This window comes from Radiobacillus sp. PE A8.2, from assembly GCF_045635475.1.
In the GTDB taxonomy this organism is placed as follows: domain Bacteria; phylum Bacillota; class Bacilli; order Bacillales; family Amphibacillaceae; genus JBJGXI01.
The window spans coordinates 1-16,227 of sequence record NZ_JBJGXI010000003.1 but is presented as its reverse complement, the minus strand read 5'-3'; the positions used below and the strand labels follow the sequence as shown (position 1 = coordinate 16,227).

General features: G+C 36.3%; 15 protein-coding genes and 1 pseudogene. 11 read left to right on the top strand and 5 right to left on the bottom strand.

Annotated elements, in window-relative coordinates:
• The first annotated feature begins 47 nt into the window (after window positions 1-47).
• From ACI6MV_RS02295 to ACI6MV_RS02260, 8 genes and pseudogenes are all read left to right on the top strand, one after another.
• Window positions 48-350, top strand: a complete 303-nt coding sequence (locus ACI6MV_RS02295; protein WP_407268246.1) for a metal-sensing transcriptional repressor — start codon at window positions 48-50, stop codon at window positions 348-350.
• A 12-nt stretch (window positions 351-362) separates the two neighbouring features.
• Window positions 363-2,747 (top strand): heavy metal translocating P-type ATPase, encoded by a 2,385-nt coding sequence (locus tag ACI6MV_RS02290; RefSeq protein WP_407268245.1) that lies wholly within the window; start codon window positions 363-365, stop codon window positions 2,745-2,747.
• 29 nt (window positions 2,748-2,776) lie between these two features.
• A complete protein-coding gene (copZ, locus tag ACI6MV_RS02285; RefSeq protein ID WP_407268244.1) occupies window positions 2,777-2,983 on the top strand; it encodes a copper chaperone CopZ in 207 nt (68 codons plus the stop codon).
• A gap of 348 nt (window positions 2,984-3,331) precedes the next feature.
• A complete protein-coding gene (locus tag ACI6MV_RS02280; protein ID WP_407268242.1) occupies window positions 3,332-4,600 on the top strand; it encodes a hypothetical protein in 1,269 nt (422 codons plus the stop codon).
• Between the two features lie 480 nt (window positions 4,601-5,080).
• A complete protein-coding gene (locus tag ACI6MV_RS02275; protein WP_407268240.1) occupies window positions 5,081-5,386 on the top strand; it encodes a PadR family transcriptional regulator in 306 nt (101 codons plus the stop codon).
• A gap of 14 nt (window positions 5,387-5,400) precedes the next feature.
• On the top strand, window positions 5,401-6,591 hold the full coding sequence (gene chrA / locus ACI6MV_RS02270; RefSeq protein WP_407268239.1) for a chromate efflux transporter: 1,191 nt from the start codon (window positions 5,401-5,403) through the stop codon (window positions 6,589-6,591).
• Window positions 6,592-6,831: 240 nt separating this feature from the next.
• The gene (locus ACI6MV_RS02265) at window positions 6,832-8,889 is read left to right on the top strand and encodes a putative bifunctional diguanylate cyclase/phosphodiesterase (RefSeq protein ID WP_407268238.1); all 2,058 of its coding nucleotides are present in this window, start codon (window positions 6,832-6,834) and stop codon (window positions 8,887-8,889) included.
• Window positions 8,890-9,087: 198 nt separating this feature from the next.
• A pseudogene (locus ACI6MV_RS02260) lies at window positions 9,088-9,177 on the top strand (diguanylate cyclase domain-containing protein); the annotation flags it as partial.
• Window positions 9,178-9,614: 437 nt separating this feature from the next.
• Here ACI6MV_RS02260 and ACI6MV_RS02255 read toward each other — a convergent pair.
• Together ACI6MV_RS02255 and ACI6MV_RS02250 are read right to left on the bottom strand one after the other, a co-directional pair.
• The gene (locus ACI6MV_RS02255) at window positions 9,615-9,968 is read right to left on the bottom strand and encodes a hypothetical protein (protein WP_407268237.1); all 354 of its coding nucleotides are present in this window, start codon (window positions 9,966-9,968) and stop codon (window positions 9,615-9,617) included.
• Between the two features lie 786 nt (window positions 9,969-10,754).
• The gene (locus tag ACI6MV_RS02250) at window positions 10,755-11,525 is read right to left on the bottom strand and encodes a class I SAM-dependent methyltransferase (RefSeq protein WP_407268236.1); all 771 of its coding nucleotides are present in this window, start codon (window positions 11,523-11,525) and stop codon (window positions 10,755-10,757) included.
• A 170-nt stretch (window positions 11,526-11,695) separates the two neighbouring features.
• Here ACI6MV_RS02250 and ACI6MV_RS02245 point away from each other — a divergent pair, with 170 nt between their 5' ends.
• Window positions 11,696-11,938, top strand: a complete 243-nt coding sequence (locus ACI6MV_RS02245; RefSeq protein WP_407268235.1) for a DUF2316 family protein — start codon at window positions 11,696-11,698, stop codon at window positions 11,936-11,938.
• 386 nt (window positions 11,939-12,324) lie between these two features.
• Window positions 12,325-12,465: a DUF3941 domain-containing protein gene (locus ACI6MV_RS02240; RefSeq protein ID WP_407268234.1), complete on the top strand. Its 141-nt coding sequence runs from the start codon at window positions 12,325-12,327 to the stop codon at window positions 12,463-12,465.
• A 173-nt stretch (window positions 12,466-12,638) separates the two neighbouring features.
• On the opposite strand, the gene ACI6MV_RS02235 is transcribed toward ACI6MV_RS02240, so the two are convergent.
• The 3 genes from ACI6MV_RS02235 to ACI6MV_RS02225 form a co-directional block, all read right to left on the bottom strand.
• Window positions 12,639-12,962, bottom strand: a complete 324-nt coding sequence (locus ACI6MV_RS02235) for a bacteriorhodopsin (protein WP_407268450.1) — start codon at window positions 12,960-12,962, stop codon at window positions 12,639-12,641.
• Between the two features lie 157 nt (window positions 12,963-13,119).
• Complete coding sequence (locus ACI6MV_RS02230) at window positions 13,120-13,908, bottom strand: YibE/F family protein (RefSeq protein WP_407268232.1); 789 nt, start codon at window positions 13,906-13,908, stop codon at window positions 13,120-13,122.
• Window positions 13,905-15,047, bottom strand: coding sequence for a YibE/F family protein (locus ACI6MV_RS02225; protein ID WP_407268231.1), 1,143 nt, complete (start codon window positions 15,045-15,047; stop codon window positions 13,905-13,907). The genes ACI6MV_RS02230 and ACI6MV_RS02225 overlap by 4 nt, the downstream gene beginning before the upstream one ends.
• Before the next feature lie 201 nt (window positions 15,048-15,248).
• Here ACI6MV_RS02225 and ACI6MV_RS02220 point away from each other — a divergent pair.
• Window positions 15,249-16,227 (top strand): FAD-binding oxidoreductase (locus ACI6MV_RS02220; protein WP_407268230.1); only part of this gene is annotated, 979 nt, incomplete at its 3' end.

Sequence of the window (16,227 nt, the reverse complement as noted above, 5' to 3'; positions counted from 1 at the left end):
TATATGGGGGTATAGTATTTATGTAAAGAAAAAAGGAAGTGATTTATTTGGATGAATTCTTACACGATCACCCTAGTAAACCTAGAACGCAAGGTGAAAAACAAAAAGTAATTAATCGATTAAAACGTATTGAAGGTCAAGTGCGCGGAATACAGAAAATGGTCGAAGAAGACCGATATTGTGTTGATATTTTAGTGCAAATTAGCGCCATACAATCTGCTTTGAAAAATGTAGGTTTCTCTGTCACAGAACGACATCTCAACCATTGTGTTAGTGATGCTATCAAAGATGGTGATGGCAGAGCAGCGATCGATGAATTGATGAGCGTTATGAAGCAGTTTTCCAAGTAGGAGGAAACTAGTATGGGAGAAACAAATCATATAACGATTGGTATAACTGGCATGACATGTGCAGCATGTTCGACTCGTGTTGAAAAAGTATTAAATAAAATCGATGGAGTAGAAGCTCAAGTTAATTTAACAACAGAAAAGGCAACCATAGACTACGACTCAGACAAGATATCCATCGACGATATTTCGAAAAAAATTGAAAAGGTCGGTTACGGGGTTTTAACGGAAAAAGCAGAATTAGATGTTTTTGGCATGACATGTGTAGCTTGTTCCACCCGTATTGAAAAAGTACTGAATAAGCAAGAAGGAATTAAATATGCGTCTGTAAACTTAACAACAGAATCGGCATCGATTGAATATAACCCTGGTTTGATCAACGCTAAAGTAATAATGGAGAGAATTAAAAAACTCGGTTATGATGCAAAGCCAAAAGCTGAAGCAGAAGAAAAACAAACACATAAAGAAAAAGAAATCAACAAGATGAAGAAGAAGTTAATTTTTTCTGCTGTGTTAGCTGCACCGCTTTTAGTTACGATGTTCGTTCATTTATTTAATATGACGATACCGGATATATTTATGAATCCGTGGTTCCAATTTGCTTTAGCAACACCTGTTCAATTTATAATCGGTTGGCAGTTTTATGTTGGTGCCTATAAGAACCTTCGAAATGGTGGAGCGAACATGGATGTGCTAGTTGCATTGGGCACAAGTGCTGCTTATTTCTATAGTTTATACGAAGCCTTTAAGACGATTGGTAATCCTGGATATATGCCACACTTATATTTTGAAACGAGTGCCATCTTAATCACGCTTATATTATTTGGTAAGTATTTAGAGGCAAGAGCCAAAAACCAAACAACGCATGCACTCTCTTCTTTACTTAATTTACAAGCGAAAGAAGCACGCGTGATCAGAAAGGGTCAAGAAGTTATGATCCCAGTCGAGGATGTTGCTGTTGGAGATATCTTAGTCGTAAAACCAGGTGAGAAGATACCGGTAGATGGTGTAGTGGTAAAAGGAAGAACAGCTGTTGATGAATCAATGATTACGGGAGAATCGATTCCAATTGAAAAGGGAGTTGATTCAACTGTCATCGGCTCGACGATCAACAAAAACGGTTCGGTAGAAATGGAAGCAACGAAGGTAGGGAAAGATACTGCCCTTGCATCGATTGTGAAAATTGTCGAAGAAGCCCAAGGCTCAAAAGCACCAATCCAACGATTAGCTGACGTTATTTCTGGTTATTTCGTACCGATTGTTGTCGGAATAGCAATTCTCACATTTATCGTATGGATCTCATTCCTGGAACCTGGTCAATTTGAGCCAGCCCTCGTTGCAGCTATCGCTGTTTTAGTGATCGCATGTCCTTGTGCTTTAGGACTAGCAACACCAACTTCTATTATGGTTGGCACAGGAAAGGCTGCAGAAAATGGAATCCTTTTTAAAGGGGGAGAACATCTCGAGCGCACCCATGCATTAAATGCAATCGTGTTAGATAAAACAGGTACCATCACAAAAGGGAAACCTGAAGTCACAAACTTTACTGGTGACGAGGAAACATTGCAGTTACTGGCGAGTGCAGAAAAAGGCTCAGAGCATCCACTTGCGGAAGCAATCGTTGCCTACGCAACCGAAAAAAATATTAATTTAGTTGAAGTGGACGATTTCACTGCTATACCTGGGCATGGTATTGAAGTTGATATTTCTAAAGATCACATTCTTGTTGGAAATCGAAAACTAATGCATAATCACCAAATCGACGTTGGTGGAGCGGAACAAGCGTTGATGGATTATGAGAATGAAGGAAAAACAGCGATGTTAATTGCGATTAATGGACAATATCGCGGCATTGTTGCTGTTGCTGATACGATTAAAGAAACAGCATCACAAGCAATAAGAGAGTTAAAAGAACAAGGCTTAGAAGTGATCATGTTGACAGGTGATAACGAACGAACTGCACAAGCAATTGCAAAACAGGTTGGCATCGACCAAGTCATCGCTCAAGTTTTACCAGAAGAAAAAGCGGATAAAATAAAAGAAATCCAGTCGCAAGGTAAAAAGGTTGCTATGGTTGGAGATGGGGTCAATGATGCGCCCGCATTAGCAATCGCCGATATTGGAATTGCGATTGGTACCGGAACGGAAGTAGCAATTGAAGCTGCCGATGTAACGATTCTTGGTGGTGAGTTATTACTAATCCCAAAAGCAATCAAAATTAGTCATGCTACGATTAAAAATATCCGTCAAAATCTCTTCTGGGCTTTTGGTTACAATACAGCAGGAGTCCCAATTGCAGCAGTCGGCTTACTTGCACCATGGGTTGCTGGTGCAGCAATGGCATTAAGCTCAGTTAGTGTTGTCTCGAACGCATTGCGCTTAAAACGAGTGAAATTATAAGAGGATACATGTAAAGGAGGTGAAAGGTCATGGAGAAAACGTTACATGTGCAAGGCATGACCTGTGGTCACTGTAAAAGTTCAGTAGAAGGTGCACTAAAAGAACTAAATGGTGTGTCAGCTGCTGAAGTTAACTTAGAAGCAGGTAGTGTGGATGTTACTTTTGATGAAGCAAAAGTTACAGTTGAAGTTATGAAAGAGGCTATTGAAGAGCAAGGCTATGACGTTGGAGCCTAAATATAAGTAAAAAGCGGGTTTTCTATTTGAAAATCAGCTTTTTCTATCTATATGTAGCACAAGATTTTGCTCTCTTACCAAAAGATGATGATCACTAGAATATGTAATAATAGTGAATTTTCAAAAAAACACTTTTTGACCAATCTCATCAGAAATGAGTGGGAAGAAGATAGTTCATAAAAATGATAAACCAGTCACAAAGATTAATAAATCAACATCAGTGACTGGTTTTTGCTTTATCTGAAAAACAGGACTAATCCGAGCTGCTGAGAATCTATGAGAGAATGAATAACCTTGGTAATTTCTTGGAATGTTATAAAAGATTTCAAGACGAAAGAGAGGATACCTATGCCGCATCAGAAGTTTCAGTCAGCTAGCATAAGACCGCGCTATTCCAAAGGGGCATTATCTACATTTGGAGCTAACTCCGTTTACCCGCGCATTCCATGGGTAGCAGCTTGGTGGTCGTTAACTTTCCCGGGGTTTGGTCACGTATATATAGGAAGGTATCTACCTGGTTTTATTCTAATTATTTGGGAACTTGTGGTAAACTCACAGGCTAATCTAAACTTGGGTATAGCCTTATCCATGCTTGGCGAGTTCGAGGAGGCAAAGGCTGTCATAAACGAGGAATGGGTTCTGCTATATATGGGAGCTTATATATTTAGTATCTGGGATAGTTACAATTCTGCTGTTGAAATAAGTAAAAGTCACATTCTATCAGAAGTGGAAGATGCACCTGTCGTACCTTCAGTGGTTAGTGCTTTTGATATTGTTATCGTTTCTAAGAAAAAACCTTTGTTAGCAGCAGTTTGGTCAACTTTGTCACCAGGATTAGGGCAATTATATAGTGGTCATACGATTGCAGGGACATTTATTTTGGCATGGTGGATCTTTGTTACTTATAAGGCTAACGCCATCGGTAGCTGGTTTTATTCATCGATCGGGGATTTTACTATTGCAACTGTTATGGTTGACTGGCAGTGGTTTCTTTTCATACCTTCTATGTACGCCTTTGCCATCTATCAAGCTTATGCTGCGGTAAATGAAAACAACACATTATATGATATTGAGCAAACACGTTATCTTAGAGTGAGGGATGAAAACTTGGAACAACAAAGACAAAACACGCTAGAAAAAGATACGCTACAGATTTATGCCACATTTGAACATTCGCCATTTGTTGAGATGGCTATCCATGATATGGAGACGATCGGCGTACAATCAAAGGATATTGTTGCCATGCCTTTAGAAAACCTTGAAACCGAAACATATATCATTGATTCGCTACATAGGGTCGATGGCAGAAGTGTTTTGGACGGAGCTATGGTGAGTGGAACGATTTTTATGGTTCTTGGAACAATATATGGCTTCGTATGGTACTGGGGACCAGTAATTTGGGGGCTATTCGGTTTAGTAGGCGGTTTCTCCTTGGGATTATTAATCGAATTAGCTTTGCAAAAAAAGAAAATAAAGCTTTCTGGTAGTCGAAAAAATGAGGTTTTTATACAGGTAACATGTGACATTTCTATGAAGGAACATTTAATTAAAGTTCTTAAAGATAGGAAGGCAAATGCATATTTGGTTATGCCTCAGCGGATTACATCTGATACATAACTGCCGATGAAAAAAGCTGGAGCATCTATCTTAAGCACCAATTTGATAGCTGCTCTTTTAAATAAAAAAGCATATCAATGTAAATTCCATCCTCGAAATTCGTGAAATACTTTTTTGTAATTTTCTTCGACGTCAGGCTGAGTCCCATTGATGGAGGTGAAATTTACAGATGTGAGAGTGCTACCTCGGGATTTACCTTTGCAAATCTCACCAATTATTTTCTGTAAGACCGAACTTTTTAAACAGTTATTCAAATTGTGAAAAGCCAGGCATCAGTGCTAACGATCTAATTCCTTCTAGCCCCTTCCTGTTATGTCTCCATTTAAGTTTTCAAAAATATTCATGCGTAAGCGTTCACTTAGCTGTAAAGATACTGTTAAGTTTCCTATATTGTCCTTGAATTAGTGAAGTAACTTAATATATAATTCCGATATCGGTATTCGATATCTAAATTATATATTGTAAAATAGAGGTGATCTATTGGAAGATAAAGTATTAAGAAAACTGTTTCTAGGGTTCATACACATTCATATATTGCATCATGCCAACGAGCATCCTATCTATGGTGTATGGATGGTAGAGGAATTGAGAGAACATGGTTATACCATTAGTTCAGGTACCCTTTATCCTATATTACATGGCATGGAGTCTGATGGACTATTGAAAAGGGAAGAGAAAAACGTAGAAGGTAAAATTAGAAAATATTACTCCACTACAGATAAAGGAAATGCAATTCTTATAGAGGCTAGGAAAAAAGCTTATGAGTTATTTAAAGAAATAAAATAGGGAGGAAGGTAACTATGTCTAAGCAAAAAAATAAATTTCAAATGCTCATCGAAATTTTGTTGGCTTCCACAAAATTAGGTTTCACTTCTTTTGGAGGTCCAGTTGCTCATCTAGCATATTTTAAGGACGAGTACATTGACCGAAGAAAATGGTTAGATGATAAAACATATGCAGATATCATTGCTGTTTGTCAGTTCCTTCCTGGTCCTGCTAGTAGTCAGGTTGGTATTTCGATCGGTATGCTGCGTGGAGGATTGCTAGGGGGTCTCGTCTCTTGGATTGGATTTACAGTACCATCAATCATCGTATTAATTATTTTTGCGTTGATGTATCAAACCTTTGATTTAGGAGATGCGACTTTCATACACAGCTTGAAAATAGTTGCTGCAGCTGTTGTTTTACATGCACTAATAGGTATGGGGCAAAAGTTGACACCTGATAAACCTCGGATAGCAATATCGTTAGTTGCTGCTACTATCATGCTTTTATTTCCATCTGCATGGATGCAGATTTTAATTATTGTTGGTGCAGGTTTATTAGGATTAAAGTTCTTTCAAGATAAAGCCGAGTCAAAAGTACAGCCATTTTCCATTCGTATTTCCAAAAAGCTTGGTTTGACTTCTCTAGGAACCTTAATCAGTTTACTCATTATATTACCTTTGTTAAACAGAATCTCAGATAACCCGTTTCTAAACATTTTTGATATCTTTTTTAGAGTTGGTTCACTTGTATTTGGTGGTGGACATGTCGTATTACCAATGATTGAGCGTGAAGTAGTACCTAACGGGTTATTGACAGCGGACGAGTTTTTAGCTGGATATGGAATGGCACAAGCTGTACCTGGTCCATTATTTACTTTTTCTAGTTATCTTGGAACGATGATGGAAGGAGTAACTGGAGCGATCGTAGCAACAATTGCAATTTTTCTACCTTCCTTTTTACTAATTATTGCTGCTTTACCATTTCTAAATGAATTGCGTAAGCGTGTATCTTTCCAAGGCATTTTAATGGGTGTAAATGCGAGTGTTGTAGGAATTTTATTAGCCGCTTTTTATGATCCAGTAATCAGTAGCTCTATTTTTAGTACTGCTGATTTTGCTTTAGCTGTTATCTTATTCGGTTTGTTAAATATATGGAAAGTACCAGCTTGGTTAATTGTTCTATTAGGAGTTGCTGGTGGGTATGTCGTGCAGCTTATATCGTAATATTGTACACTACTATAACGCTTAGGACTCGTTTTCATCTTATCTCATTTTAGATTGTTAATTAAAGTTAAACGCGTTTAATACACCTATTCATTTCAAATTTATTATATAATGGACCATATATTTACGTTTTTTACTATTAGCTGAGTCAATTTTAAAATTACCTTATACAGTAGTTAAAAATCAGTATTATGAAATTGAATAAGCTATAAAAAATATCTCTGAATGAGGTTATTGCCTATGTTTACATTCCCTGATCCGAATCAGGTCATTTATCTTCATGGTGAATATTCTTTACCTATTGTCGCGTTATCGATTGTTATTGCTTGTTGCGCCTCTTATACCGCGCTTTCAATGAATGAAAGAATTCAAAAAAATAGCTTTTTTCATCGTAATATTTGGTTAACTCTTGCTTCCATTGCCATGGGGCTTGGGATTTGGTCCATGCATTTTATCGGTATGGCGGCATTTATGTTACCGGTATCCATGAAATATGATGTGTTCACTACAATTATTTCCGCTATTCCAGCAATTATAGCATCATTTTTGGCTTTCTATATTGCTAGTCGGCAAAAACGTCTACTAAGATCAACTTTAATTGCAGGAATGATAATGGGAATTGGGATTTCAACCATGCATTATCTAGGAATGGCTGCGATGAAGATGGAAGCCAACTACGTGTATCGGCCTTGGCTATTTGCCGCTTCTATAGGTATTGCAATTATTGTTTCCCTAATTGCAATCTATATATTTTCTTCAAAGCAACGTCTGATGGGAAATTTTTTAATTAAAGGAATAACAGCTATGATTATGGGACTTGCTGTTGCAAGTATGCATTATACAGGGATGGAAGCCATCGTATTTTACTTGCCTGAATCTTCAAGTCAGTTGATAAACCATGTGCATAACATGGATACGACGCTAATTATCGTAGGAGTTACTGTAGGTATAGCTCTCTTGCTTGGTTTTTCAGCTTTTTCAAGCATAGTAGATCGTTATGTTGATTATCGGTTAAATTATTTCGATGCACTCACGAAATTACCGAACCGTAGACAATTTGAAAAACTATTAAAATCTCCCTCTTCAACTGGATATATTGCTATCATCCATATTCATGGTTTAGCTGAATGGAATAGTGGCTATGGGTATGAATTAGGAGATGAGATAATTCGAACGATCGGACAATTGGCGTTAAAGCTTAAACCGACGTCAGTAAGTTTGTATCGAATAGAAGGAAATAGGTTTGCGTTATATACGAATCATTCACATGAATATAAAAAATTAACAATTACTTTGGAGCAAGTCTCATCTATTTTGGCTAAGCCGATCGTTGTAAAGGACCAATCGCTCACAGTAAAAACGGCATCTAGCTATGCAGTTACTCGTAAAAGTGCGGATGTTCCTAGGCTTTTTGAAAACGCCATGGCGGTGCTACAGCACCCTACCATAAATTATGAACATGAAGTTATTGAATATGATCCTGCTATTCATACGTATTCATTTGAGCAGAAATTAATTTTAGATATTGACCAAGCGATGCAGCATAATGATTTATTTGTCGTTTATCAGCCAAAGGTTTGTTTGAAAACAAAAGAAGTGTCTGGTTTAGAGGCACTGCTTCGCTGGAACCATCCTAGTCAAGGTCCGATATCCCCTGGAGTATTCATTCCGATTTTAGAAGAGCATGGAAAGATGTTTGATGTGACAGATTGGATAATTGATAGGGTTTGCCAGCAAATTAAAAAATGGAAGTATGAGGGACATATTAATTGGAAGGTGGCAATTAATATACCTGGTCCTTATGTTACGTCATCAAGGTTAATGAAGGCTTTACAAGATAGCATTGAAAAGTATGATATTGAAGCTAACCAAATGGAGTTGGAGATGACAGAAACGAGTGTTGTTTCAAATATAGAGAGTGCCATTCATGCAGTAAATAACTTACGAGCATTAGGCTTTCCTGTAGCACTAGACGATTTTGGAACAGGTGTTTCATCTTTGTCTTATTTAAAAAGATTACCAATAACAACATTAAAAATTGACAAAACATTTGTTGATGATGTTCCAAGCTCAGAAAAGGATTCTGCCATTATGAAGGCGATTATTTCACTATGTTATTCATTAAATTTAGAAATTGTAATTGAAGGTGTCGAAACAAAAGACCAAATTGAATTCTTACGCTCAACTCCTGAAGCGCTCATTGTTCAAGGATATTATTTTGCACGCCCGATGAGTGAGAAAGAAATCGATAAATGGTATGAAAATTTCAAGGGAAAAGAAGAGGTATTAGTAGATTAATATAAGTAACTGGGAAATACATTCCTCCGTCGATAAAAAAACTAATATTATGTTCTCTGAGACTATCGTCTTGGGGAACTTTTTTGTTAAATGGTTGGAAGAAGGGTTTCAAAAATAGTCGATCTTCAAAATGACCTCTCTTTTATCATGTTGGATAATGATTATTTTAGATATGTGAATAACTAGTTCGGTCATGCAGAAGGGGATCGTATTTTGGAAAAGGTAGCCCGAACTATTCAACAGTCTGTTCGCAGTGGTGATATTGCTGGCCGCTATGGTGGGAAGTAATTGGTTGTAATCCTTCCTAATACTTATTCAGAAATTGCTAAGGGTGTAGCAAACCGTATTTTAATGAAATACGTAAAATTCTTGTTAACGATTCTACTTGTTAACCGCAAGCGTAATTGTATCGAGTGTTGTTATTGGGAGATTAGTTGAAGTGTCAGCTAAACGATTTGGATAAAATGTAATTTGCAGTTGGGGTCTGAACATGATTTGAGGTTGCAATGAAGTAGGCGAATACACGACTGGCTGACACACTTATTGAAAAATGACATAGTTTAACTTTCATATCTTCAGAAGGTTTGTAAAAGATAATTAAAATCAGAGTTCTGTTACGATATGCCACTTTTACAATTATTAAAAATCTCGGAATCAAATTGAGAAGTAACTCGTTTGATTATTAGTAGACCCATATTATGTGAATAGAAATAGGGCAAAGAAATCTATTTAGCCCTATTAGTTTGTTTGTCGGTATTGTTATTTTTGTAATAGATAAGGAACTTATAAAACAAAAACGTTAGTGAAAGAACACAAATATAGACGGGTAATGAATAAACTATTTTCCAACCAGTGTAAACATACACATGTAGTCTAACTAGTAGTAGTTCAAATACAGCTGAGAATAATGCCCATGATAAAAAGTATAAGACTAGTTTTATTCTTTTAAAATTAAAATAATCCAAGTAATAGACAAATAAGTATCCGAAAGCTGGATACGCACCGTAGAAAATTACATCAAATAACTCATACTTATTAGTATCAGTTAAGTCATAGTAATTAAATGGCTTAACTCCCATTGAATGATCCAAAATTTTGGGAAATGAAATGCTGAGCAATACAATTAAAGGGGTTATCTCTTTTGGAATTCTTTTATGGAAAGATAAAAAAATCACAATGTTAAATACTACTGTAATAATTATAGCCCATTCATTAATATCAAATTTTTCAGGAAGGTATAGTAACATATTATTACCTCATTAGACGTTGTTTTCTGTACCAGTTCCAAAGTATAAATGTAAGAGCAACTGTAAATGTCCATTCCATTAATGAATGATGAATGTTAAAATTTTTGTTTTTTAGTACCCCTAAAAAAATAAATAAAAACTCTAACGAAGACATAAAGCAAATATTACAGAATAAAAGGACGACTTTTCCAATGCGACTTCTAAATCTAAGGTACATATCGAAAAAGATAATAACAATTAACGGGTAAAGCAATAGCCGCTTAAAAAAATGAGTCCAGAAATCACTTTTACTGTTTGACAAGCTTAGTAATTCTAAATTGACAATAAGAATAGATGAAACCGAATGTGTAATTAACCAAACTGTCATTCCAATAAATAGGATCTCAAAAAGATGAAGTTTCTTTTTATAGTTGCAAAAAATTATTAACAAGAAAACCAAAATAAAGACAAATACAGCAAGGATCATTGATCATCACCTTAAGTTAAAGAATGGCTTTAGTTTTGTCAAATTTGAAATAACTATACGTAAAGTTATTTATGAGAACTTGCAACGGGTAGTTGGAGAATGTTGTAAAACTACAGTCATATTTTTCACAAACCCTTTAATTTTAATCAAAATCAACGCTTCACAGCATTTACCAAAGCAGCCTCACCAACAAAGGCTATCACTTTACGATCTTCCAATTCAACACGAAACCTGTCCTTCACCTGATCTGAAGCATTTCGTATTATCTCAGTTAATGCTTGTTTCTCCGAGGATGGCATATTCATCCGATCACACCAACTATCGAAACTAAATCGTTTTTCAAAACGATGTAATGCTTGTATTTCAAATCCCTTTGTTTCAAGCATTGTGATCCATTCCGTCTTTTTCCAGGCACGATAATGACTATAATCTCGCAGTTTTTCAATCTTGTTATAAAATTCATCGTACGCATCAACTTCAGGTGCCACGTTATCATCCAACAAAAACTTTCCACCGTATTTTAATACACGATGAACTTCAGCAACGAAGCTTTCAACATTTGGAAAATGGTGTGGAGCAATCCGACAAGTAACGAGATCAAAGGATTCATCTTCAAATGGAAGTTGTTCGGCATCACCTTCCACAAACGCAACATTAAAATGTCCGTTAGCTTTAATAAACTTCTTCGCAGCAGCTAACATTTCTGGTGTTAAGTCCAGTGCTGTTACTTTTTTTACATGCGGGGCAAGCGCATTTGCCATATGACCGCCACCGGTGGCAACGTCAAGGACTAGCTCATCACCTTTTGGATTAGCCATTTCAATCATCTTTTTTAAATCCCAACCTGCACGATGTCCCATGCTTTCTACATAATGATCGGCACTTCTGCCAAACTGGTCTTTAACGTCCTTTTTGATATCCATATTAATTTCTCCTTTTCACAGCTTGCGTATGTATTCATTATATTTTATTTTGAAGATAAGTGAAAATACTAATAAGTTATGGATAATGATAAGAAAAAGCTATATATAGAACCGAACATAAGAAAAAGCTAATTGGGAATGATGAAAATGAAATAAATGGAGGTGAAAACATGAGCATGAGCCTAACTCCTGAACAACGACACCAAGTTGGTAAAGAATTAAATGACAACTTCAAGCTTTCTGGACTAACCCCAGATGTGATTCAAGCTGACCTAGCGTTCAGTCACGAGCAGTTTGAGGAAACAATAAAACTTGGCCCTACCTCTGATGAAGCAGCCATATCGCGATTGCGTGATTATTTGGATGAGAAGTTAAAAGAGCAGGGTAAAAAACCTTTTTCTGCTTCTGAATAATATCTGTATTATTAGGCATAATAATTTTTGTTGGAAGGAAAACAGAAATAAATGAGGTGTCAGTGAAAAACAACTTGGATGAACTTTAACCAAAAAGTTAAGGTAAGAATCACAATCTTCATGCAAATGAGGTGTTGGTGATCGACAAACAAGTGAATGTAGAAACCCATAGTGAATCCTTTTAAATGAGGTGTTAGCGATGGACGATACTACAGTATGTTTTAAGTAACTCGCCAAAGTATTTCAACCTTCCTTCAAAGGGACAAGGGCCATAACGTGCCCTTGTCTTTTTAAATTTCATTATTGATACCCAATATATCCATCACATAAATAATGTTATTCTGTTTCATACTAAATCTAACTTCTTTAGAAAGGAGCATCTTCTAATGTCACAAATAATAAATACGAATGATGATGATAAAAAACCAAGAGATAACAACGCCAAACGCCATGAGAAAAATATAAAGCGTGAAAAAAACCGTGAAAAAGGTGAACGACAATACTCTGAGAAAACCGATCACCTGTAAAAAGAGATTGGAAAATAAAAGTTGGCTAAGGCATTACAAGACCATCATTGATAAGATTGCTTCGGTAGTAAATGGAGTGTCGGTCCCTTAAATAAGCAAATGATTTTAGAAGAAATTCTAAAATCATTTGCTTAATTTTTTCATGCTAATTAATATAGTACTTATGTTCCGAATTACATCGTTAAGTTTGAATCTTTTACCTTTGATAAACCTAGCTTCCTTAGTCCCGATAAATCTAGAATACTAAATCCAACCTTTGAGAAAACAGGTAGAATGATAAAAGTAAGTAAATCTACAATGCTTTGCGTAATACCTAAACCAGATGGACCAATTAACCAAACTGTTGGATAAGCAATCCAAAACAATGTAAGATATAGAGCGGTTCTACTATAGTGTCTACCTAATTCCTCGGATAAAGGTGTTGCGATTTTTTTAAGAGGAAACCAAATGATATATAGGATTATTAGAAGTGCGATCACCCCGAGAAAATACCATATATTAATTAGTGGTCTTTACATACCGGGAAAATCAGTATATGTCTATAAATACCGGAAAAACCGGTATGTGTAGAATTAATAATATCCAATTGTTATCAGTCTTCATATAATAGCTACCTGATGGAGTCTGCTTCCCACTCGTAGACAAATCATTGCATCACTCACTCCCCTCAATCTCCTCTTCCTTCTTCAATCCCGCCTTCATCAAAACATACGCTGTGATCCAAGAAGTAATGGGAATAATGATTGCTATGCCGATGCCGGCGCACATAATCGTTATGATTTCCTCGGTAAACACTTTTGAATTGACGATTTGCCCAGTAGAATAATCAAGATCCTTAAACCAGATCAGTAATGCTAAATAACCACCAAAGAAGGCAAAAAATAACGTATTCGTATTGGTGCCAAGAATATCTCTGCCGATACTTAATCCGGATTTAAATAATTCTTTCTTAGTAATCGTTGGATGATGGTAAAATATTTCCCGCATTGGTGAGGCAATCGCAATCGCCATGTCTGTAATGGCACCAATGGTACTCATAATGATAACGGCAGCAGCAATTTTCATAAAATCGATGCCGATATAAAAGGAAAATATGTAAAGCTCTCCTACTTCTTCTTCGCTAAAACCTTGAATCATCGCTGTTTCTGTTAGGAACACGATAAGAGAGATTAATAAAACGATCGTGATTACCGTAGACAGGAATGCCGTTTTAGTTGTGCTGTTCACCTCATTAATATAAAAAAGTGTAATACAACTAATTGCTGCACTTGCGATAATCGTTACTAAGATTATATTTGCAGATGGATCTAACATAATAAAGATCGCAAAAAGAAGTACAACAAAATTAAAAAACAAAGCAATAAACGATCTTGCACCCTTTCCGCCACCAACAGCAACCATTAATAAAAATAATATTGCCGCCATTACTACTAGTGTATTCATACGCGCGCCCTCTTTCGATTAACAAAGAATAAAGCTGTATACAACCCAATTGGAATCGTTAATACAATACCAATCCCGCCAGCTAGAGCTCTCGTTAGTTCCAAGGAAAGATTAATCGTAAAAGTGTATCCGAGTGGTGAACCATTTTTTAAATACAAAATAAGCGTTGGAATCGAGCCACTAATATAGGCAAAAAATAAAATATTCGTCATTGTGACCATAATATCTTTTCCAATTTCCAGTCCGGAAGTTTTTAATGCGCTGATCGCAATTTTACTGTTTTTTTCAAATAGAGCGAAGATTGATGAAGACATCGTAATTGCCACATCCATGACAGCGCCTAAAGAACCAATCAGCAATCCTGCCATAAACATCATTTGCGGAGGACGGGTGAGAAATCCCATCTCCTCATAGCGCAAGCCGTTCCCGGATGTGAACACAATCACCAAATAAGTAATCAACAACAAGAAAAATGTTCCTAATAAGGTTGCAACTACCGCTGCATAGGTCTTCTCATTAAATCCGTTCACGAGTAATAAGGAAATTACCGTAAATAAAATAACACTAATGCCACAGATCAATAATAGACTTATCCCTGAGGTGTGAATGTAAATGTCTAATGCAAAGGAGATCAAAGCAGCATTTACGACTAAGCTTATGATCGAGAACAGTCCTTGTCTTTTTCCAATCAAGAGTAAAATTAAGACAAAAGCCCATGCGACCAACACGATAAATTTATCCCGTTTCACATCAGTTATAGTGCCAACTAAATTTGTATTCTTATCCGCTTTCTCATCAATGGAAACAAACAATTCATGGCCAACTTGATAGGCTTGATCGTAACCTCTAGAGGTAGAATACTCATTCGTTATATGGATAAGCTCGCCTTTTTGTTCACCATTTTTTATCTCAGCCACGATATCCTGTGTGACTAATGTATCTTCATTATTGTGATTATCTGTCACCTCGGTTGAATCTACTAAATTCGTTTCGGTGACCTTGGCAATAGTGCGCTCATAAAAAGCATGATTGTTATGTACAAATATGATTGAAATGATAAAACATATTGTTAGAATGCTGTACAGAAGAACTTGTTTGTACGTGATTTTTTTAAAAAATTTATTTATGAAAGCTTTCAATTAAATCCCTCCAAACAAAAACACATAGATTCATTATTCCATAAAAGTTGTAATTGGGACAAGAGGAGGGAGGGATAAGTGTTGGGGTTTTGGTTACTGATGATAAAATATCGGAAGAAATCCCTCATTGTAAGAAAAGCTATTAAAAGCTATACTTAACTAAAATTACCTTTCATTACCATAAATTTGAGGAGACCTATTTTGAAAAAAAGTTTAATACTTATTGCAATTTCGTATGGAATAGGATTAGCATTTTCTCTTTGGCTATATAACCACAAGCCATTAATTATGGAAGATGTTGGTCAGTTGTTACCAACTAAAATTAAAGAAGTTCATCGTGCTACAAGTGAAGCGGAGTTACAAAGCTGGGTGCAAGAAGCAATCAATAACGATGAGAAAATTTCTGTCGCAGGTATGCAGCACAGCCAGGGTGGGCATACATACTTTCCAAATGGCTTAGTGATAGATACGAAAAACTATGACAAAATTTTGGATTTTAACCCTAGTCAGAAAACAATTACGGTTCAAAGTGGAGCTACATGGGAGGATATTCAAAAGAAAATAAATCCTGATCACTTGGCAATTCGTGTCATGCAGTCACAAAATATTTTTACTGTGGGTGGGTCACTTAGCGTCAATGCTCATGGACGAGATATTCGTTTTGGCTCGCTTATTGACACCGTCGAATCTTTTCGACTACTCACTCCAGACGGGCAAATTATCAATGTAAGTCGAACAGAAAACAGTCAACTATTTCCTCTCGTCATCGGTGGATATGGTTTGTTCGGTCTTATTCTAGATGTCACGTTACATTTGACTAATGATGAACTTTACCAAATTCGCTCAATATCAATAGATTACCAGGATTATCCTGAATACTTTGTTAATGAGGTCAAACAAAACAAAGATATTCGTATGCATATTGCTAGATTATCAGTAGCTCCGGAAAACATGCTACGAGACATGTTCGTCACCGATTATCAATTAGTAGAGAATCAAGATCAGCTATCAGATTACGCAACATTAGATAAAGATACACTTGCCGCACCTCAAAAGTTCATGCTCGGATTGTCACGCTACAGTGATTGGGGCAAGGAACTGCTTTGGAATGTGCAAGACAAATTTTACGTCGGTCAAGATGGTAATTATATTACACGCAACAATGTTATGCGAGGCGACA

Coding starts and splice junctions, on each gene's coding strand:
- ACI6MV_RS02230 (WP_407268232.1), bottom strand. CDS start 13,908: ATGAATACACTAGTAGTAATGGCGGCAATATTATTTTTATTAATGGTT.
- copZ (WP_407268244.1), top strand. CDS start 2,777: ATGGAGAAAACGTTACATGTGCAAGGCATGACCTGTGGTCACTGTAAA.
- ACI6MV_RS02255 (WP_407268237.1), bottom strand. CDS start 9,968: ATGGGAGTTAAGCCATTTAATTACTATGACTTAACTGATACTAATAAG.
- chrA (WP_407268239.1), top strand. CDS start 5,401: ATGTCTAAGCAAAAAAATAAATTTCAAATGCTCATCGAAATTTTGTTG.
- ACI6MV_RS02280 (WP_407268242.1), top strand. CDS start 3,332: ATGCCGCATCAGAAGTTTCAGTCAGCTAGCATAAGACCGCGCTATTCC.
- ACI6MV_RS02245 (WP_407268235.1), top strand. CDS start 11,696: ATGAGCATGAGCCTAACTCCTGAACAACGACACCAAGTTGGTAAAGAA.
- ACI6MV_RS02290 (WP_407268245.1), top strand. CDS start 363: ATGGGAGAAACAAATCATATAACGATTGGTATAACTGGCATGACATGT.
- ACI6MV_RS02265 (WP_407268238.1), top strand. CDS start 6,832: ATGTTTACATTCCCTGATCCGAATCAGGTCATTTATCTTCATGGTGAA.
- ACI6MV_RS02240 (WP_407268234.1), top strand. CDS start 12,325: ATGTCACAAATAATAAATACGAATGATGATGATAAAAAACCAAGAGAT.
- ACI6MV_RS02250 (WP_407268236.1), bottom strand. CDS start 11,525: ATGGATATCAAAAAGGACGTTAAAGACCAGTTTGGCAGAAGTGCCGAT.